The 18,641-nt window shown below is 57.4% G+C and carries 17 protein-coding genes; 6 read left to right on the forward strand and 11 right to left on the reverse strand.

Annotation, left to right across the window (positions count from 1 at the left end):
• Positions 1-63: 63 nt before the first annotated feature.
• From atpB to mnmG, 6 genes are all read right to left on the reverse strand, one after another.
• Entirely contained in the window at positions 64-933 is an 870-nt protein-coding gene (atpB, locus tag AC0IXA_RS09745; RefSeq protein WP_016772402.1) for a F0F1 ATP synthase subunit A, read from the reverse strand.
• Positions 934-949: 16 nt separating this feature from the next.
• The gene (locus AC0IXA_RS09750) at positions 950-1,357 is read right to left on the reverse strand and encodes a F0F1 ATP synthase subunit I (RefSeq protein ID WP_016772401.1); all 408 of its coding nucleotides are present in this window, start codon (positions 1,355-1,357) and stop codon (positions 950-952) included.
• Between the two features lie 148 nt (positions 1,358-1,505).
• Positions 1,506-2,378 (reverse strand): ParB/RepB/Spo0J family partition protein, encoded by an 873-nt coding sequence (locus AC0IXA_RS09755; RefSeq protein WP_007960777.1) that lies wholly within the window; start codon positions 2,376-2,378, stop codon positions 1,506-1,508.
• 9 nt (positions 2,379-2,387) lie between these two features.
• Complete coding sequence (locus AC0IXA_RS09760) at positions 2,388-3,185, reverse strand: ParA family protein (RefSeq protein ID WP_016772400.1); 798 nt, start codon at positions 3,183-3,185, stop codon at positions 2,388-2,390.
• Between the two features lie 18 nt (positions 3,186-3,203).
• Entirely contained in the window at positions 3,204-3,848 is a 645-nt protein-coding gene (gene rsmG, locus AC0IXA_RS09765; protein WP_471812813.1) for a 16S rRNA (guanine(527)-N(7))-methyltransferase RsmG, read from the reverse strand.
• Positions 3,845-5,743 (reverse strand): tRNA uridine-5-carboxymethylaminomethyl(34) synthesis enzyme MnmG, encoded by a 1,899-nt coding sequence (gene mnmG, locus AC0IXA_RS09770; RefSeq protein WP_471812815.1) that lies wholly within the window; start codon positions 5,741-5,743, stop codon positions 3,845-3,847. The genes rsmG and mnmG overlap by 4 nt, the downstream gene beginning before the upstream one ends.
• A gap of 572 nt (positions 5,744-6,315) precedes the next feature.
• On the opposite strand from mnmG, the gene AC0IXA_RS09775 reads away from it, so the two are divergent.
• The 3 genes from AC0IXA_RS09775 (at position 6,316) to AC0IXA_RS09785 (ending at position 10,323) form a co-directional block, all read left to right on the forward strand.
• Entirely contained in the window at positions 6,316-6,822 is a 507-nt protein-coding gene (locus tag AC0IXA_RS09775) for a sigma-70 family RNA polymerase sigma factor (RefSeq protein ID WP_341638237.1), read from the forward strand.
• Complete coding sequence (locus AC0IXA_RS09780; protein ID WP_471812817.1) at positions 6,822-7,769, forward strand: FecR domain-containing protein; 948 nt, start codon at positions 6,822-6,824, stop codon at positions 7,767-7,769. Before AC0IXA_RS09775 ends, AC0IXA_RS09780 begins: the two co-directional genes overlap by 1 nt.
• Positions 7,770-7,887: 118 nt before the next feature.
• Positions 7,888-10,323, forward strand: coding sequence for a TonB-dependent siderophore receptor (locus AC0IXA_RS09785; RefSeq protein ID WP_471812819.1), 2,436 nt, complete (start codon positions 7,888-7,890; stop codon positions 10,321-10,323).
• A 41-nt stretch (positions 10,324-10,364) separates the two neighbouring features.
• On the opposite strand, the gene mnmE is transcribed toward AC0IXA_RS09785, so the two are convergent.
• From mnmE to rpmH, 5 genes are all read right to left on the reverse strand, one after another.
• Positions 10,365-11,732 (reverse strand): tRNA uridine-5-carboxymethylaminomethyl(34) synthesis GTPase MnmE, encoded by a 1,368-nt coding sequence (gene mnmE / locus AC0IXA_RS09790; protein WP_071173915.1) that lies wholly within the window; start codon positions 11,730-11,732, stop codon positions 10,365-10,367.
• Between the two features lie 81 nt (positions 11,733-11,813).
• Complete coding sequence (gene yidC, locus AC0IXA_RS09795; RefSeq protein WP_071173916.1) at positions 11,814-13,493, reverse strand: membrane protein insertase YidC; 1,680 nt, start codon at positions 13,491-13,493, stop codon at positions 11,814-11,816.
• Positions 13,494-13,495: 2 nt separating this feature from the next.
• Positions 13,496-13,741: a membrane protein insertion efficiency factor YidD gene (yidD, locus tag AC0IXA_RS09800; RefSeq protein WP_027901580.1), complete on the reverse strand. Its 246-nt coding sequence runs from the start codon at positions 13,739-13,741 to the stop codon at positions 13,496-13,498.
• Positions 13,734-14,135: a ribonuclease P protein component gene (gene rnpA / locus AC0IXA_RS09805; RefSeq protein ID WP_024014946.1), complete on the reverse strand. Its 402-nt coding sequence runs from the start codon at positions 14,133-14,135 to the stop codon at positions 13,734-13,736. The genes yidD and rnpA overlap by 8 nt, the downstream gene beginning before the upstream one ends.
• Positions 14,136-14,151: 16 nt before the next feature.
• Positions 14,152-14,286, reverse strand: a complete 135-nt coding sequence (rpmH, locus tag AC0IXA_RS09810) for a 50S ribosomal protein L34 (RefSeq protein ID WP_003213577.1) — start codon at positions 14,284-14,286, stop codon at positions 14,152-14,154.
• 566 nt (positions 14,287-14,852) lie between these two features.
• Between rpmH and dnaA the strand changes: the two genes are divergently transcribed.
• From dnaA to recF, 3 genes are read left to right on the forward strand one after another with little or no spacing between them, the layout of a single operon-like run.
• Entirely contained in the window at positions 14,853-16,376 is a 1,524-nt protein-coding gene (dnaA, locus tag AC0IXA_RS09815; RefSeq protein WP_024014947.1) for a chromosomal replication initiator protein DnaA, read from the forward strand.
• A 39-nt stretch (positions 16,377-16,415) separates the two neighbouring features.
• Complete coding sequence (gene dnaN / locus AC0IXA_RS09820; protein ID WP_016772390.1) at positions 16,416-17,519, forward strand: DNA polymerase III subunit beta; 1,104 nt, start codon at positions 16,416-16,418, stop codon at positions 17,517-17,519.
• Positions 17,520-17,533: 14 nt separating this feature from the next.
• Positions 17,534-18,637, forward strand: coding sequence for a DNA replication/repair protein RecF (recF, locus tag AC0IXA_RS09825; RefSeq protein ID WP_016772389.1), 1,104 nt, complete (start codon positions 17,534-17,536; stop codon positions 18,635-18,637).
• Positions 18,638-18,641: the final 4 nt, after the last annotated feature.

An 18,641-nucleotide genomic window follows, 5' to 3' on the forward strand; every position in this document is an offset into this window, starting at 1 on the left:
CTGCCCCGCAAGGAGCTCCCTCCCGTTTGACCGGGAGGAACATCAGACTAGTCGAGACTGGTCTTAATGGTTTTCTTCGTGCGCCATCGACAGGTAGACGATGGTCAGCATCATGAAGATGAACGCCTGCAGGGTGATGATCAGGATGTGGAACACTGCCCACGCCCACTGCAGAACAACGCCCAGGCCGCTGAGCCAGAGCAGGCCGCTGCCGAACATCACAGCGATCAGAATGAACACCAGCTCGCCGGCATACATGTTGCCGAACAGACGCAGAGCCAGAGAGATCGGCTTGGCGATCAGGGTGACGAATTCCAGCAGGAAGTTCACCGGGATCAGCAGGGCCTGAACGAAGATGTTCTTGCTGCCGAACGGGTGCAGGGTCAGTTCGCCGATGAAGCCGCCGATGCCCTTGACCTTGATGCTGTAGAAAATGATCAGTGCGAACACCGAGAACGCCATGCCCAGAGTCGCGTTCGGGTCGGTGGTCGACACGGCGCGGAACGGGATGTGGGCATCGCCGGAGATCAGGATGGCCAGCTGAGGAATCCAGTCGACCGGTACCAGGTCGACGGCGTTCATCAGGAACACCCAGACGAAGATGGTCAGCGCCAGCGGTGCAATCACCGGGCTACGGCCATGGAAGCTGTCTTTCACGCTGCCATCGACGAATTCGACCAATACTTCAACGAAGTTCTGCAAGGCACCCGGCTGACCCGACGTCGCTTTCTTTGCCGCCATGCGGAAAAGAAGAACGAAGATCAGACCCAGCGCGACCGACCAGCCGAGGGTATCGACGTGGAAAGCCCAGAAGCCCATTTCCTTGGCCTCTGCTGCGGTGTGGGCAAAGCCCCAGCCGCCGTTAGGTAGCTGACCGAAAGTCAGGTTCTGCAAGTGGTGCTGGATATAGCCCGAAGCGGTTGTCTCTGCCATGGTTGCCTCAAACGCCCTAAGGTCTCGAAAGTCTTGTTCTCATCAGCAGGGGAGCGAACCAGCTGACCGACTGCGTCAGCACGAACACGCCGAATACTGCGATCGGCGCCAGTGGCTTCACACCTGCGAACACCAGTGCAAACAGCACTGCCGTCAAAATAAGTTTGCCTGCCTCGCCGGCATAAAAAGACCGGACGATGGACTGGGCTGCTCGGGCGCCGGAAAACCGAAATGCCCTGTGAGCGAAATAAACATTGGGCAGCAAGGCTATCAGGCCTCCGCAAAGTCCCGAGTATCCGGCAACGACTCCATGCCATTGCCAGAGCGCCAAAGCGGCAATGAGCAGAATGACAAATTGAGCCATCAACACCGGAAAAACCGCCAGGCGATGGAAAGGCAAGCGGTTTGGCGTGCGGGTTTCCATCACAGTTGCTCTCCAATGGTCGGCTGCCGAAATTCAATAACTTGGCATAATTTGTGCCGACAAAATGCGCGCAGAGTATAGGGGCGGTTCTGCCCCTATTCAACTGTCAGGTAGTGATTTCCGACTGCGCGCTACATGAGGAAATGTTTCAGCGGATGTGTGCGAGCACACCTTGAAGCTCGTCGAGCGAGTTATAACCAATCACCAATTGGCCTTTGCCCTTCTTGCCATGGCGAATCTGCACCGCAGAGCCTAGGCGCTCGGCCAAACGCTGCTCGAGGCGAGCGATGTCCGGGTCGGGTTTTGCAGCTTCCACGGGCTCCGGTTTGCCACTCAACCACTGGCGAACCAGTGCCTCGGTTTGGCGCACAGTCAGTCCTCGTGCGACAACATGTCGCGCCCCTTCGACCTGCTGATTGTCCGGCAGACCGAGCAAGGCACGTGCGTGACCCATTTCCAGGTCACCGTGCGACAGCATGGTCTTGATCACTTCGGGCAGTGCAATAAGTCGCAACAGGTTAGCCACAGTCACCCGCGACTTACCCACAGCCTCGGCAACCTGCTGCTGAGTCAGCTGGAATTCCTGCTGCAAGCGCTGCAAGGCGACGGCTTCTTCGATCGGGTTGAGGTCTTCACGCTGGATGTTCTCGATCAGCGCAATCGCAATGGCGGTTTCATCCGGCACATCGCGAACCATCGCCGGGATGGTTTCCTGCCCGGCCTGCTGACTGGCGCGCCAGCGGCGTTCACCGGCAATGATCTCGAAGCGACCGCCGCCAATCGGGCGTACCACGATCGGCTGCATCACGCCCTGAGCCTTGATCGACTGCGCCAGCTCTTCCAGGGCCTGCGGGTCCATGTCGCGGCGCGGCTGATATTTGCCGCGCTGCAGCAGGTCCAGCGGCAGGTGTTGCAGTTCGCGGGTGTCGGCCTGCGCGGCTTGTTCTTCCAGCGCGCTGACCGTCGGACCACTCAGCAGTGCATCCAGTCCACGTCCGAGACCTCGTTTCTTGACGGCCATGGGGATTCCTTAAGTTGGCTGAGCAGCAGCAATGCGTGAATTTTTGCGCTGACGACGAACCATCTCGCCCGCCAGAGCCAGATAGGCCAGGGCGCCACGCGATTGCTTGTCGTAAGCCAGCGCCGGCATGCCGTAGCTCGGTGCTTCGGCCAGGCGAATGTTGCGCGGGATCACCGTGTCGTACAGCTGATCGCCGAAGTGTTCCTTGAGCTGCGCCGAAACATCGTTCATCAGGCTCAGGCGCGGGTCGTACATGGTCCGCAGCAGGCCTTCGACTTTCAGGTTCGGATTGAGCAGTTCAGCGATTCGCTTGATGTTATCCACAAGGTCGCTCAAACCTTCCAGCGCAAAGTATTCGCATTGCATGGGGATAATCACCCCGTCAGCGGCGACCAGTGCGTTGAGTGTGAGCATCGACAGCGACGGTGGGCAGTCGATCAGAATGTAATCGTAGTTGTCCCGGATCGGCGCCAGCGCGCTGCGCAGACGGCTTTCCTTCATCTGCATTTCCAGCAGCACCACTTCGGCCGCGGTCAGATCGCGGTTGGCCGGCAGCAGTTGATAACCGCCGTGCTCGGAGAAGTGCATGGCCTGGCCGAGGTCGCATTCACCGATCAGCAGATCGTAGACCGAGTTTTCCAGACCATGTTTATCCACACCGCTACCCATGGTGGCGTTGCCCTGTGGATCGAGATCGATCAACAGCACCCGGCGCTTGGTCGCGACCAGGGATGCTGCGAGGTTGATGCAGGTGGTGGTTTTGCCCACACCACCCTTCTGGTTCGCTATCGCGAATACCTTAGCCATTCTTGCTTGTGTTCCCAATCATGCCGTGCGGCGCAGTATCAGCAGATGGCGTTGGCCTTGGCAACCGGGGACGGCCAGGGCGTGTTCGCTATCGAGTTTGAAATCTGCCGGCAATGCTACCAGCTCATCGGCCGGATGAACGCCCTTCATTGCCAGCCAGCGTGTATCGGCATCGCCCAAGTGGCGAGTCCAGTTGGTGAAGTTTTCCATGCTGCTGAATGCCCGGGAAATGATCCCGTTGAACGGCTGCGCAGGCTGGAAGGCTTCGACGCGACTGTGGATAACTTGCAGGTTATCCAGCTTCAGCTCCAGTTTGACCTGAGTCAGGAAGCGGGTTTTCTTGCCGTTGCTGTCCAGACAGGTCACCTGCGAGTCCGGGTACAGGATCGCCAGCGGGATACCAGGCATGCCACCGCCACTGCCGACATCGAGCCAGCGACCGTTTTCGATAAACGACATCACGCTGAGACTATCGAGCAAATGCCGCGAAACCATTTCGTCCGGATCGCGCACGGCGGTCAGGTTGTAGGCCTGGTTCCATTTGATCAACAGGGCCAGATAACCCAGCAGCAATTCGTGCTGGGTTTGACTGAGATTGACACCGAGCTCGCGGGCTCCTGTGGATAACTCTTCGGCGTGTTGCGAAGTGATCTTGGCACTCAAGCGCTTTGCTCCAACTGACGGCCCGCGCCGCGTTTTTTCAAATGAATCATCAACAGCGAAATCGCCGCCGGGGTTACGCCCGGGATCCGCGAAGCCTGGCCCAGCGTTTCGGGACGTGTGGCGCCGAGCTTGCTCTGGATCTCCTTGGACAGACCGGAGATGTTGGTGTAATCGATATCCACAGGCAATTTCGTGTCTTCGCTGGCGCGCAGACGGGCGATCTCGTCCTGTTGGCGGTCGATGTAACCGGCGTATTTGGTCTTGATCTCGACCTGCTCGGCGACCTGTGGATCTTCGGCGCCCTGCCCGGTCACTTCGACCAGACCGGCGTAATCGATTTCCGGACGGCTCAACAGGTTGAGCAAGTTGTATTCGTGGGTCAGCGGCGTGCCGAATTTCTCGGCAATCGCATCGCCCTGCGGGGTGTTCGGCCGCACCCAGGTGCTTTTCAGGCGCTGTTCTTCAAGCTCGATGCTTTCGCGTTTCTTGCAGAAGGCCGCCCAGCGCGCGTCATCGACCAGACCGAGCTCGCGACCTTTTTCGGTCAGACGCAGGTCGGCATTGTCTTCACGCAGAATCAGGCGGTACTCGGCGCGAGACGTGAACATGCGGTACGGCTCTTGGGTGCCGAGGGTGATCAGGTCGTCGACCAGAACGCCGATGTACGCTTCATCGCGGCGCGGACACCAGGCCTCTTTGCCCTTGGCACGCAGCGCAGCGTTGGCCCCGGCGAGCAGACCTTGAGCGCCGGCTTCTTCGTAACCGGTGGTGCCGTTGATCTGCCCGGCGAAGAACAGACCGCCGATGACTTTGGTTTCCAGGCTGTACTTCAGGTCGCGCGGATCGAAGTAGTCGTACTCAATCGCATAGCCCGGACGCACGATGTGTGCGTTTTCCATGCCGCGGATCGATTGCACGATCTGCAATTGCACGTCGAACGGCAGGCTTGTGGATATTCCGTTCGGATACAGCTCATGGGTGGTCAGACCTTCCGGTTCGATGAACACCTGATGGCTTTCCTTGTCGGCAAAGCGATGAATCTTGTCTTCAATCGACGGGCAATAACGCGGGCCGACGCCTTCGATTTCACCGGCAGCGGAATACATCGGCGAACGATCGAGGTTCGCCGCGATGATTTCGTGGGTGCGGGCATTGGTATGGGTGATCCAGCAGCTGACCTGACGGGGATGCTGTTCCTTGTTGCCCATGAACGACATCACCGGAATCGGCGTATCGCCCGGTTGCTCGGTCATCACCGAGAAATCCACCGACTTGCCATCGATACGCGGCGGTGTGCCGGTTTTCAGACGCCCGACACGCAATGGCAACTCACGCAGACGGTGGGCCAGAGCAATAGACGGTGGATCACCGGCGCGACCGCCGGAGAAATTCTGCAAACCGATGTGGATAAGTCCGCCGAGGAATGTACCGGTGGTCAACACCACGGAAACGGCGAAGAAACGCAGCCCCATCTGTGTAACCACACCACGGACTTGCTCCTGTTCGACGATCAGGTCGTCAGCAGCCTGTTGAAATATCCACAGGTTCGGCTGGTTTTCCAGGATTTCGCGAACAGCTGCCTTGTAGAGAATCCGGTCGGCTTGTGCACGGGTGGCCCGTACGGCCGGACCCTTGCGGCTGTTCAACACGCGAAACTGGATGCCGCCCTTATCGGTAGCCATGGCCATCGCGCCTCCGAGGGCATCGATTTCCTTGACCAGATGGCTTTTGCCGATGCCACCGATGGCCGGGTTGCAACTCATGGCACCGAGGGTTTCCACGTTATGCGTCAGCAACAGGGTTTTTGCCCCCATGCGTGCTGACGCCAGTGCTGCCTCGGTACCGGCATGACCGCCGCCGATGACGATCACTTCAAAACGGGAAGGGAAATCCACCACGCACCTCGTGCCTGCTTAAGTAGGTCATTCAGGAAATAGTTGAGCTCAGGTTTCTGGACCTGGTCGGCAAGTATAGGGACTTCGCCCTTTCTAAAGAACCCTTTGCACAAAATTTAACCAGCTGTGGAGAACTCGAGGTTAAAAGAATAAAAAAGAGAGAAATTTATAAAACCTTTGTTTTTATGTTTATTCTTACTGAACCACCTTTCTGTGGATAGATCGCTACAGGCCTTATTTCTCAAAGTGTACAGAGATTCAAAACTCTGTGCTCATGTGGCAATGAGGCCATTGGATAACCGGTTTAAGCCTGTGGATGAATGGGGTTGTTATCCACAGGTCAGGTTATATCCAGTTTTCAACCCCATTTATCAACTGCCCTCAGTGGCAGTTATTCACAGGGCTTAATCCACAGAAAATCGCCAACAAGGCTTTTTCCGGACGCAAAAAAAGCGCCAGCGAAGGATTGGTGACGCTTGGCAAGCCAAGGGCAGGAAAATGAAAAGGCTATTGTGAGAGGACGTAACAGAGGCTAATAATAGCCATTATCATTAACTCGTCAGTTTTCCCCCATGTCCCTACCCGCCCACACCGCTGCGATCGAGCGAATCTACGAGCAACATCATTCGTGGCTGTATGGTTGGCTCAAGGGCAGACTGCACAACGGCTGCGATGCAGCCGATGTGGCGCATGACACGTTTTTGCGAGTTCTGGCCGCGCGCAATGCAGCTCATATTCGCGAGCCGAGGGATTACCTGACGACCATTGCACGCGGGCTGGTCATTGATCGTTATAGACGCAGGGCCATTGAAAGCGCTTATCTGCAGGCCCTCGCAGCTCGGCCGGAGCCGACGATGGTCAGCGAAGAAGACAGAGCGCTGATCATTGAAACCCTGGTTGCTGTGGATAAAGCATTGACCGGCCTGGGCACGCGCACACGGCAGATCTTCATGCTTTCGCAAGTCGACGGACTGACTTATCAACAGATCGCCATGCAATTGAGGGTCTCGCTGACCACAGTAAAAAAACACATGATCCGCGCCCTGACTGAATGCGCCCTCATCATGGCGCAACCATGATGGCCGCCGCTGCAGATCGTCAGGTATTCGAAACTGCCGCCAGCTGGTATGTGCAGTTTCAAACCCAGCCACCGAGCCTTGCCGAACAAAAGGCCTGGCAGCTGTGGATAGACAGCGATCCGGCGCATCTGGCGGCGTGGAACCAGATGGAACAATTGCAGCGCCACCTCGGTACGCTGCCGCAGGATCTGAAACGACGTGCGCTCAATAGCGGCCAACAAAGACGCCAGGTACTCAAACTGCTGTTGCTTGCAGCGGGAACAGGTTTCGTTGGCTGGAACGTTCAACGACACACATCCCTGGGCAACGTCTGGGCCGACTATAAAACCGGTGTGGGTCAGCGTCGCACCATCAGCCTGGCCGATGGCAGCCAGATCCAGCTCAACACCGACTCGGCCATCGATGTTTCTTTCGACGCAGCGCAACGCCTGATTCAACTGCGTGCCGGTGAAATCCTCATCCAAACCGGCAAGCTTGGCGATCAGCGGCCGTTTTATGTGCAAACCCGCGACGGGCGGATTCAAGCTTTGGGCACCCGGTTCTCGGTGCATCAGATGCCGGACTCAACCCGGGTCGGCGTGCTGGAGGATCGAGTCAGCGTTCAACCCGCGCAGTCATCCACTGCTGCGCTCATTCTGAAAGCAGGCGAAGGCGCGGATTTCGATAGTCGACATATCGGCCTCAGTCATCCCTTCCAACCATCAGACGTCGGCTGGATCAACGGCCAGTTAATCGTTATCGACGCGCGCCTGGGCGACGTAATCGCGGAGTTGGGACGCTATCGCAGTGGTGTATTGCATTGTGATCGCCGCGCCCGGGATCTGCGGGTCTCCGGGACTTTCCGGCTCGATTCGACCGACGCAGTGCTGGCCAACCTTCAGGCCTCGTTGCCAATCAACGTGCGTTATTTCAGCCGTTACTGGGTCTCGATCAGCCATAGCGCTTGATCAAAAAATGCCTGGGGAAAAATAATTTCAAGCAGGGTTATCTTTTTTCGCCCTGACCCGGCCCTACAGGTAATCGCGATAAACGCGGCTCTTCGCCACCTTCAGGGCTAATCCACACATGCGTCTTCCCACGTTCCGTCAGCGCTTTTCTCCACATTGCATTGCATGCAGCTTATTGATGGCCAGCGCTGCGTCTTGTCTGGTGATCAGCAACAGCGCCTTCGCGGCGTCGGCATCCCAGCGCTACGCCATTGCCGCCGGCCCGCTGGATAGTGCCTTGAGCGAGTTCGCCGCTGCCGCCAATGTGATTCTGTCGTTCTCGCCGCAACAGACCAGCCGCCTGCGCAGTGCCGGGTTGAACGGTGACTACAGCGTCGAACAAGGATTCGCTCAACTGCTGCAAGGCTCGGGTTTACAGGCAGTGCCACAAGCACCCGGCAGTTACATTCTGCAGAACGTGCCCAACGGTGACTCCCTGGAACTGGCGCCGACCAACATCAATGCGCAGTTGGGCAATCCAATGAATCTCGATTACGCCGCCGACATCGGCTACAAGGCGCAAAACAGCCGGATCGGTACGAAAACCAGTACGCCGCTGTCGGAAACACCGCGTTCGGTGTCAGTGGTGACCGGTCAGCGGATCAAGGATCAGAAATCCCAGACACTCACCGACGTACTCGGCTACGTGCCGGGGATCTTCGCCCCACCTTTTGCCGCCGGCGACAGCTTGGCTGGCGACCTGTTCTATATCCGTGGTTTCAACGCCACCGATTACGGCTACGGTTTGTTGCGCGATGGACTGCGCGTGCAGGGCAATCGCTATGACACCAGCACCGAGCCGTACGGACTTGAGCGGGTCGAGGTGTTCCGTGGCCCGTCTTCGCTGCTGTATGGCGAAAATGCGCCAGGCGGTCTGGTCAACCTGGTCAGCAAACGCCCGACCGCCGCGCCTCAGGGCGAAGTGCAACTGGGCTATGGCTCGAACAATCGCCGGCAAATCGGCGTAGATGTCTCCGGCCCGCTCAATGACAGCGGCAACGTTCTCGGACGCGTGGTGATGCTGGGGCGCAAATCCGATACCCAGACAGATCACGTGCCTGACGACCGTATTTATATCGCCCCTTCGCTGACCCTGAATTTCGACGATTTCAATACGCTGACGCTGCTGGCCAACTATCAGAAAGACCACACCAACATGGAGCTTGGCCTGCCGGCCGCCGGCACATTGCTGAGCAATCCCAACGGCCAGTTATCCAAAGACACCATGCTAGGTGACCCGGACTGGAATACCTTCGAACGGGAAACCTGGAGCACCGGTTACGAGTTCAGCCACTCGTTCAACGATGACTGGCAGTTCCGCCAGAACTCGCGCTACATGCAGTCGCGTATCACCCGCCACGAAACCTGGCCGGGCAATCTGAACAACGCCGGTTTCGGCACGCGGTTGAACGTGACCGCCTATGATCGCTTCAACAAATCCATGGTGTATTCGCTGGATAATCAGCTGGAAGGCAAATTCCAGGCAGGCGAGCTGGAAAACACCGTGCTGTTCGGCGCCAGCTACGATCGCACCTCGTTCAATCAGGACTGGAATGCCGGCGTTGTCGGGCCGATCAATGTGTATAACCCGGTCTACCTGCGTGATCCGACCACCCCGATCGCTGTGCAGAACACTTTGCTTGAGCAGCAGATGAAAGGTGTTTATGCACAGATCCAGAGCAAGTACGACAACTGGCTGTTTCTGCTCGGCGGTCGCCAGGACTGGGTCGACAGTGACTTCCGCGACAAGGTGGCCCGAGGCAGCAACATCAGCTCCGAGGACAAGAAGTTCACCTATCAGGGCGGCGTGATGTATCAGTTCGACAACGGCATGACGCCATATGTCAGCTATTCCACGGCGTTCGTGCCGGTGCAGCAAATTTCCAACGCCGGTGCGCCGCTGGATCCGATCACCAGCAGCCAGTACGAAGTGGGCTTGAAGTACGAACCGATCGGCTGGGACACCGCTTTCACCGCTTCGGTGTATGACCTGCGCAAGAAGGACGACACCTATTTCGATGCAACGACTTCGACCTATCGCCAGGTGGGCGAAAGTCGCGCCAAGGGTGTGGAACTGGAACTCAACAGCAATCTGACGCAGAACCTCAATGTCACGGCGGCTTATACCTACACCGACGCCAAAATCACCAAGGATGCAGCGACATCGCTGGTCAAAGGCCATCAAATGACCGGTGTGCCGCGTAATCAGGCCTCGGTCTGGGCGAAATATCGCTTCCTCGACAGTGATTTGAAAGGCTTGTATGTCGCCGGTGGCGTGCGCTATTTCGACAGTGCGTTTGCCTACACTTCGCCTTCTCTATACGGAAAGCTGGATGCCGGAGACGTTACATTGGTCGACGCGGCTGTTGGATATCAGATCGACACACACTGGAGTGTCGATCTGAACGCGAAGAATCTGTTCGACAAGGAATATGTGTCGGGATGCAACGATGCCGGCCGTTGCTATTGGGGCGAAGACCGCACGCTGCTCGGTACGGTGTCCTATAACTGGTGAACAAAAAGGGGCTGTGGGTGAATTATCCACAGCCCCTTCTTTTATTTGCCGATGCAGAAGCTGGAGAAAATCCTTCCGAGCAAATCATCAGAGCTGAACGCCCCGGTAATTTCACCCAGGGAATGCTGAGCCTGGCGCAGATCTTCGGCGAGCAATTCGCCTGCCCCGGCCAGGGTCAGTTGCGCGCGGCCATGTTCCAGTGCCGCGCTGGCGTGACGCAGTGCTTCCAGATGCCGGCGACGTGCGCTGAAGCTGCTTTCCGAAGTCTGCTCGTAACCCATGCACGCCTTGAGGTGGTCCCGCAGCAGATCGAGGCCTTCGGCGGATTTGGCGCTGAGACTGATGGTCACGTGGCCGTCGTCACTGGTTTCCAGAGAAACCGCTTCACCGGTCAGATCGGACTTGTTACGAATCAGCGTCACTTTCGCCGGATCCGGTCGAGACTCGAGGAATTCTGGCCATAAGGCAAAAGGATCCAGTGCTTCTGGTGCGGTCGCATCGACCACCAGTAAAACCCGATCCGCTTCACCAATGGCTTTCAAGGCCCGTTCAACACCGATCTTTTCCACATGATCATCGGTGTCACGCAGGCCTGCGGTATCGACAACGTGTAACGGCATGCCGTCGATGTGGATATGCTCGCGCAGGATATCCCGCGTGGTGCCGGCAATCTCGGTAACGATGGCAGCCTCGCGACCGGCCAAGGCATTCAACAGGCTGGATTTGCCCGCGTTGGGACGGCCGGCAATCACCACCGTCATGCCATCACGCAATAACGCGCCCTGCCCTGCTTCGCGCAGCACTGTGGATAACTCATCGCGTACTTTGTCGAGCATGCTCAGCACATGGCCGTCGGCGAGAAAGTCGATTTCCTCTTCCGGGAAGTCGATGGCGGCTTCAACGTAGATACGCAAACCGATCAGTTGCTCGGTCAGGTTATGCACACGCTGAGAAAACGCACCCTGCAATGAACGCAGCGCATTGCGTGCAGCCTGGGCAGAACTGGCTTCGATCAAATCGGCGATTGCCTCGGCCTGGGCCAGATCGAGTTTGTCATTGAGGAAAGCGCGCTCGCTGAATTCCCCGGGACGGGCCAGACGACAACCCAATTCCAGGCAACGCTTGAGCAACATGTCCAGCACGATCGGGCCACCGTGGCCCTGCAATTCCAGGACGTCTTCGCCGGTAAACGAGTTCGGCCCCGGGAAATACAAAGCCAGACCTTCATCCAGCACTTGCTGATCGTCACTGAAAAACGGCCCGTAATGGGCGTAACGCGGTTTCAGTTCTCGGCCGCTGATGGCTTTTGCCGCGACGCTGGCCAACGGCCCGGAAATACGGACGATGCCCACACCGCCGCGCCCTTGAGCAGTGGCGACAGCAGCGATGGTTTCACGGGGTGTGCTCATAAAGCGGCATCCAGACAAAAGTGGCAGATAGCAAAACGCCCCACTAGGGGGCGTTTTGAGTGGTGTTATCCACAGTGCAAGTTACGCCTCGGCTTTTTTCGTCGCCGCTTCGATCTTACGCGTGATGTACCACTGTTGTGCAATCGACAGGCAGTTGTTCACAACCCAGTACAGCACCAGACCAGCAGGGAACCACAGGAAGAAGAAGGTGAAGATGATTGGCATCATTTTCATCACTTTCGCCTGCATCGGATCCGGAGGAGTCGGGTTCAACTGCTGCTGGATGAACATGGTTGCGCCCATGATGATCGGCAGAATGAAGAACGGATCCTTGATCGACAGGTCAGTGATCCACAGCATGAACGGCGCCTGGCGCATTTCCACGCTTTCAAGCAGAACCCAGTACAGCGACAGGAAGACCGGCATCTGCACGAGGATCGGCAAGCAGCCGCCCAGTGGATTGATCTTCTCTTTCTTGTACAGCTCCATCATGGCTTGCGACATTTTCTGCCGGTCATCGCCATGTTGCTCTTTCAGCGCAGCCAGTTTCGGAGCCACGGCACGCATGCGCGCCATCGATTTGTAGCTGGCAGCCGACAGCGGGAAGAAAATCCCTTTGATCAGCATGGTCAGGAAGATGATCGACCAGCCCCAGTTACCGACAATGGCGTGGATGTGTTGCAGCAGCCAGAAGATCGGCTGGGCAATGAACCACAGAATGCCGTAGTCGACGGTCAGTTCCAGACCTGGGGACAACTCTTTCAGCACAGCCTGGCTTTTCGGACCTGCGTACAGCACAGCGCTGGTTTCAACTTTTGCACCTGGAGCAGCGGTCAGAGTAGGACCGGTGTAACCAATGATGTAGTTGCCTTTGCTGTCTTTACGGGTCTGGACGATGTTGTTTTCGCCCTTGGCCGGAATCCACGCGGTCACGAAGTAGTGCTGCAGCCAGGCTACCCAACCACCGGTGACGGTTTCCTTGAGCTGTGCCTTGTCCATGTCCTTCATCGACACTTTCTTGTACGGCTCGGAACTTGTCCACAGGGCAGCGCCCAGGTAAGTCGCGGTGCCAGTAGCAGTGGTCGACGAAGGATCAGCGCTGGCATCGCGCTTCAACTGGGCAAACATTGCGCCGTTCCAGGGCTGAGCGCTCTGGTTATCCACAATGTAGGAGACAGCGACGTCATACAAGCCACGTTTCAGGGTGAAACGCTTGATGTAGTTGACGCCGTCCTTGCTGAATTTCAGGTCAACAACGAGTTGATCCTGACCGTCAGCCAGTTGGTAAACCTTCTTCTCCGAGGAATAAACCGGACGACCGGCCGGGTTTGCATCCGGGCCGTTGGTACCGATCAGACCGCTTTGCGCCAGATATACACGTTCGCCGCCGTTATCGAACAGCTGGAACGGAACGTCAGGACGATCCTGACGACGTGGATACAAAGGCAGAGTCAGTTGCGCAACGTCGCCACCCTGTGGATCGATCGCCAGATCGAGCACATCGGTCTTGACCTGAATCAGATCCTTGCTGGCGGCGACCGGCGTTTCGGCAGGTGCGCTGGTATCGCTGGCGGCGCGCGGAATATCGTCACTGGCAGCATTTGTGCCAGTGGCGGTGTCCGGCAAACCGGATGTAGTCGTACTGGAAGCAACATTCTGAGTCGGCAGGGCAGCCTGGCCATAATCCTGGTTCCATTTAAGAACCATGACGTAGGACACGATTGCCAGGGCGACGATCAGGATCGTGCGTTTGATATCCATGATTACTCGGCCATCGAAGAAGAACGGGAGGTAGGGACAGGTGGAACCGGGTCATAACCACCGGGATTCCACGGATGACAGCGACCTAAACGACGAAAGGTCAGCCAGCCACCGCGCAGAAGGCCATGATTTTCAATGGCTTCATACGCGTAGCAGGAACAACTGGGGTAGAAGCGACAGTGGCTGGCCATTAAAGGACTAATGGCATAGCGATAAAACTGGATCGGAACGAGGGCCAGTTTACGCATCGGTACTGTCTACCCCTACAGTTTCGGTTTTGACTGCCGGAACGGGCTTGTTGCGTGCCAGACGCTTCCAGAGTTTGCCGAAATGCTGAATCAATTCGGGGTTTTCTACATCACCCAAACCTTTGCGCGCGACGATAACGATGTCCCAGCCGACCAGTGAATCCTGGTGCAGACGGAACGATTCGCGCATCAGACGTTTGAGGCGATTGCGCTCAACGGAGAGCTTTACGCTCTTTTTCCCGATAACCAGCCCGAGACGGGGGTGATCAAGATCGTTGTTGCGTGCAAGGAGCAGGAGATTTTTCCCCGGAACCTTGCCGGTAGGGGAGTCAAAGACTGCCTTGAAATGCCGGGGGGTAAGCAGACGCTTTTCCCGACTGAAGTCCTGACTCACCTCCAGTACCGGATTATCAAACTGCCAGACGCGCACGACCTTTGGCGCGACGACGCGACAGGACTGCGCGGCCGTTCTTGGTAGCCATGCGAGCACGGAAACCGTGGGTACGAGCGCGTTTGATAGTGCTTGGTTGGAAAGTACGTTTCATGTCGTGTTACCTGGTTCGTCCACAACGGGCCGGAATGGCCCCCGTTTTAAGAGACCGGGGATTCTAGAGAAAGCAAGCCTTCAGGTCAATTTCCAACCAGCGTTTCCTTATAAATAGATCCGGGCAGGTTTTTAGCTTGAACGCCTGTCAGCCAGATATAGAAATAAAGAAGGGAATTATTTAAAGCTTTTCTGTAAAGCTTGTAAAAACTAGGCACGCCATCTTCTGTGGATAACTGCCATGAAGCCTTATTCCACGGGATGTACAGAGAATGACAACTACAGTGGAAAACCGTGTTCAGCCTGTGCTGCGCTATCGGATAAGCTGTGCGTGGAATGGCCTGTTATCCACAGGCTGGTTATCCACCGGGTTTAGCCCCCAGTTGTCCAGTGCCCTCAGAGGCGTTTATCCACAGGGCTTATTCACATGCCGTTGGTCGCCTTTTAATGCGTTAACGCGTTGATAAATGATGGTGACGAACCTACCTGCATGTGGATAAGTGAATCGCTCGCCGCTACAATGGCCGCTTGTTTTTGCCTCACCGGCTTTCAACTTAGGGGATATCCGTGTCAGTGGAACTTTGGCAGCAGTGCGTGGAGCTTTTGCGCGAAGAGCTGCCTGCCCAACAATTCAACACCTGGATCCGTCCACTACAGGTCGAAGCCGAAGGCGACGAGTTGCGCGTCTACGCACCGAATCGTTTCGTGTTGGACTGGGTCAACGAAAAGTACCTGGGCCGCGTCCTTGAACTGCTGGATGAGCACGGCAATGGTTCGACGCCGGCGCTGTCCTTGTTAATAGGCAGCAAACGCAGCTCGGCACCTCGTGCTGCACCCAATGCGCCGCTGGCGGCCGCGCAGGTTGCTCAGGCGCAGGCGAATAATGTGCCAGCGAGCAATCCGGCACCGACGCCAGCCCCTGCTCCGGCCAAACGTTCCACACAGAAGGCCGCTGAAGTCAGCGAAGAACCTTCCCGCGACAGCTTCGACCCGATGGCTGGCGCCGCTTCGCAGCAGGCCCCGGTTCGCGCGGAGCAGCGCACCGTGCAGGTAGAAGGTGCGCTCAAGCACACCAGTTACCTGAATCGCACGTTCACCTTCGAAAACTTCGTTGAAGGTAAATCCAACCAGCTCGCCCGTGCGGCGGCCTGGCAGGTGGCGGACAATCCCAAGCACGGTTACAACCCGCTCTTCCTTTATGGTGGCGTCGGCCTGGGTAAAACCCACTTGATGCACGCGGTGGGCAACCATCTATTAAAGAAGAATCCGAATGCCAAGGTCGTGTACCTGCATTCCGAGCGCTTTGTGGCCGACATGGTCAAGGCGTTGCAACTGAACGCCATCAACGAATTCAAGCGTTTCTACCGGTCGGTGGACGCCTTGCTGATCGACGATATTCAGTTCTTCGCTCGCAAGGAGCGTTCCCAGGAAGAGTTTTTCCACACCTTCAACGCGTTGCTTGAAGGTGGTCAGCAGGTCATTCTCACCAGTGACCGCTACCCGAAAGAAATCGAAGGCCTTGAAGAACGCCTGAAATCCCGCTTCGGTTGGGGCCTGACGGTTGCCGTCGAGCCGCCGGAACTGGAAACCCGCGTGGCGATCCTGATGAAGAAGGCCGATCAGGCCAAAGTCGAGTTGCCTCACGATGCCGCATTCTTCATTGCCCAGCGCATTCGCTCCAACGTCCGTGAGCTGGAAGGTGCGCTGAAACGCGTAATCGCCCACTCGCACTTCATGGGCCGCGACATCACCATCGAGCTGATCCGCGAATCCCTGAAAGACTTGCTGGCGTTGCAGGACAAACTGGTCTCTGTGGATAACATCCAGCGCACCGTCGCCGAGTATTACAAGATCAAGATTTCCGACCTGCTGTCCAAGCGCCGTTCGCGCTCGGTGGCTCGTCCGCGTCAGGTGGCCATGGCGTTGTCCAAGGAACTTACCAACCACAGCCTGCCGGAAATCGGCGATGTGTTTGGCGGCCGCGACCACACCACCGTGCTGCACGCCTGCCGCAAGATCAACGAACTTAAGGAATCCGACGCGGACATCCGCGAGGACTACAAGAACCTGCTGCGTACACTGACCACTTGATGAACACCAGCGCAGCTTATTAAGGCAAGGGACTAGACCATGCATTTCACCATTCAACGCGAAGCCCTGTTGAAACCCCTGCAACTGGTCGCAGGCGTCGTCGAGCGCCGACAGACCTTGCCGGTACTGTCCAACGTGCTGTTGGTCGTCGAAGGCCAGCAACTGTCGCTGACCGGTACCGACCTGGAAGTCGAGCTGGTCGGTCGTGTGCAACTCGAAGAGCCGGCCGAAACGGGCTCGATCACCGTGCCGGCGCGCAAGCTGATGGACATCTGCAAAAGCCTGCCCAACGACGCGCTGATCGATATCAAGGTCGACGAGCAGAAACTGGTGGTGAAGGCCGGCCGCAGCCGCTTCACCCTGTCGACCCTGCCGGCCAACGACTTCCCGACTGTTGAAGAAGGCCCGGGCTCGCTGACCTGCAGCCTGGAGCAAAGCAAACTGCGTCGCTTGATCGAACGCACCAGCTTCGCCATGGCCCAGCAGGACGTGCGTTACTACCTCAACGGCATGCTGCTGGAAGTTTCCGCTGGTGTGATCCGCGCCGTGGCCACCGACGGTCACCGTCTGGCAATGTGCTCGATGCAGGCCGATATCGGTCAGCCGGATCGTCATCAGGTGATCGTGCCGCGCAAAGGTATCCTCGAACTGGCGCGTCTGCTCACTGAGCCAGACGGCAATGTCAGCATCGTCCTCGGCCAGCACCACATCCGCGCCACCACGGGCGAGTTCACTTTCACCTCGAAACTGGTCGACGGTAAATTCCCGGATTACGAGCGCGTACTGCCGAAAGGTGGCGACAAACTGGTACTTGGCGATCGTCAGGCATTGCGTGAAGCGTTCAGCCGTACCGCGATTCTGTCCAACGAGAAGTACCGCGGTATCCGTCTGCAACTGGCCAGCGGTCAGTTGAAGATCCAGGCCAACAACCCGGAGCAGGAAGAAGCTGAAGAAGAAGTGGGCGTTGAGTACAACGGCGGCTCGCTGGAGATCGGTTTCAACGTCAGCTACCTGCTCGACGTGCTGGGCGTGATGACCACCGAGCAGGTTCGCCTGATCCTGTCCGACTCCAACAGCAGTGCGCTGGTGCAAGAGTCCGACAATGACGATTCGGCTTACGTTGTCATGCCGATGCGTCTGTAATCAGCTGATCCTGAATGTCGTTAAGTCGTGTTTCGGTCACCGCGGTGCGCAATCTGCACCCGGTGACCTTCTCCCCCTCCCCCCGCATCAACATTCTTTACGGCGCCAACGGCAGCGGCAAAACCAGTGTTCTGGAAGCCATTCATCTGCTGGGGCTTGCCCGTTCGTTTCGCAGCACGCGGCTGTTGCCAGTCATTCAGTACGAACAGCTCGCCTGTACTGTATTTGGTCAGGTTGAACTCGCTGAAGGCGGACACAGTGCGCTGGGGATTTCTCGCGACCGTCAGGGCGAGTTCCAGATTCGCATCGATGGCCAGAACGCCCGTAGCGCTGCGCAGCTGGCGGAAATTCTGCCGTTGCAGTTGATCAACCCGGACAGCTTCCGTCTGCTGGAAGGCGCGCCGAAGATTCGCCGGCAGTTTCTCGACTGGGGTGTGTTCCACGTCGAACCGCGTTTCATGGCCACTTGGCAGCGTTTGCAGAAGGCGCTGCGCCAGAGAAACTCCTGGCTGCGGCATGGTACACTTGACGCCGTTTCGCAAGCGGTTTGGGACAGGGAACTGTGCCAGGCCAGCGCTGAAATCGATGAATACCGCCGCGCTTACATCACAGCCTTGAAACCGGTCTTCGAACAGACCTTGAGCGAACTGGTTGAGCTCGAGGGTTTGACGCTCAGCTATTACCGAGGCTGGGACAAGGACCGCGAATTGAGCGCCGTACTCGCCGGTTCCGTGCAACGGGACCAGCAGATGGGGCACACCCAGGCCGGACCGCAACGAGCTGATTTGCGTCTCAGATTGGGCGCACACAATGCCGCGGACATCCTGTCCCGGGGTCAGCAGAAGCTTGTGGTCTGTGCACTACGGATTGCCCAAGGGCACCTGGTCAGTCAGGCCCGTCGCGGACAGTGTATTTATCTGGTGGATGACTTGCCGTCCGAGCTGGACGAGAGCCACCGTCGCGCGCTGTGCCGCTTGCTGGAAGACTTACGCTGCCAGGTGTTCATCACCTGTGTAGATCACGAATTACTGAGGGAAGGCTGGCAGACGGAAACGCCAGTCGCTTTGTTCCACGTGGAACAGGGCCGTATCACCCAGACCCACGACCATCGGGAGTGAAGGC

The sequence above is a fragment of the Pseudomonas sp. AC083 genome (assembly GCF_979253165.1).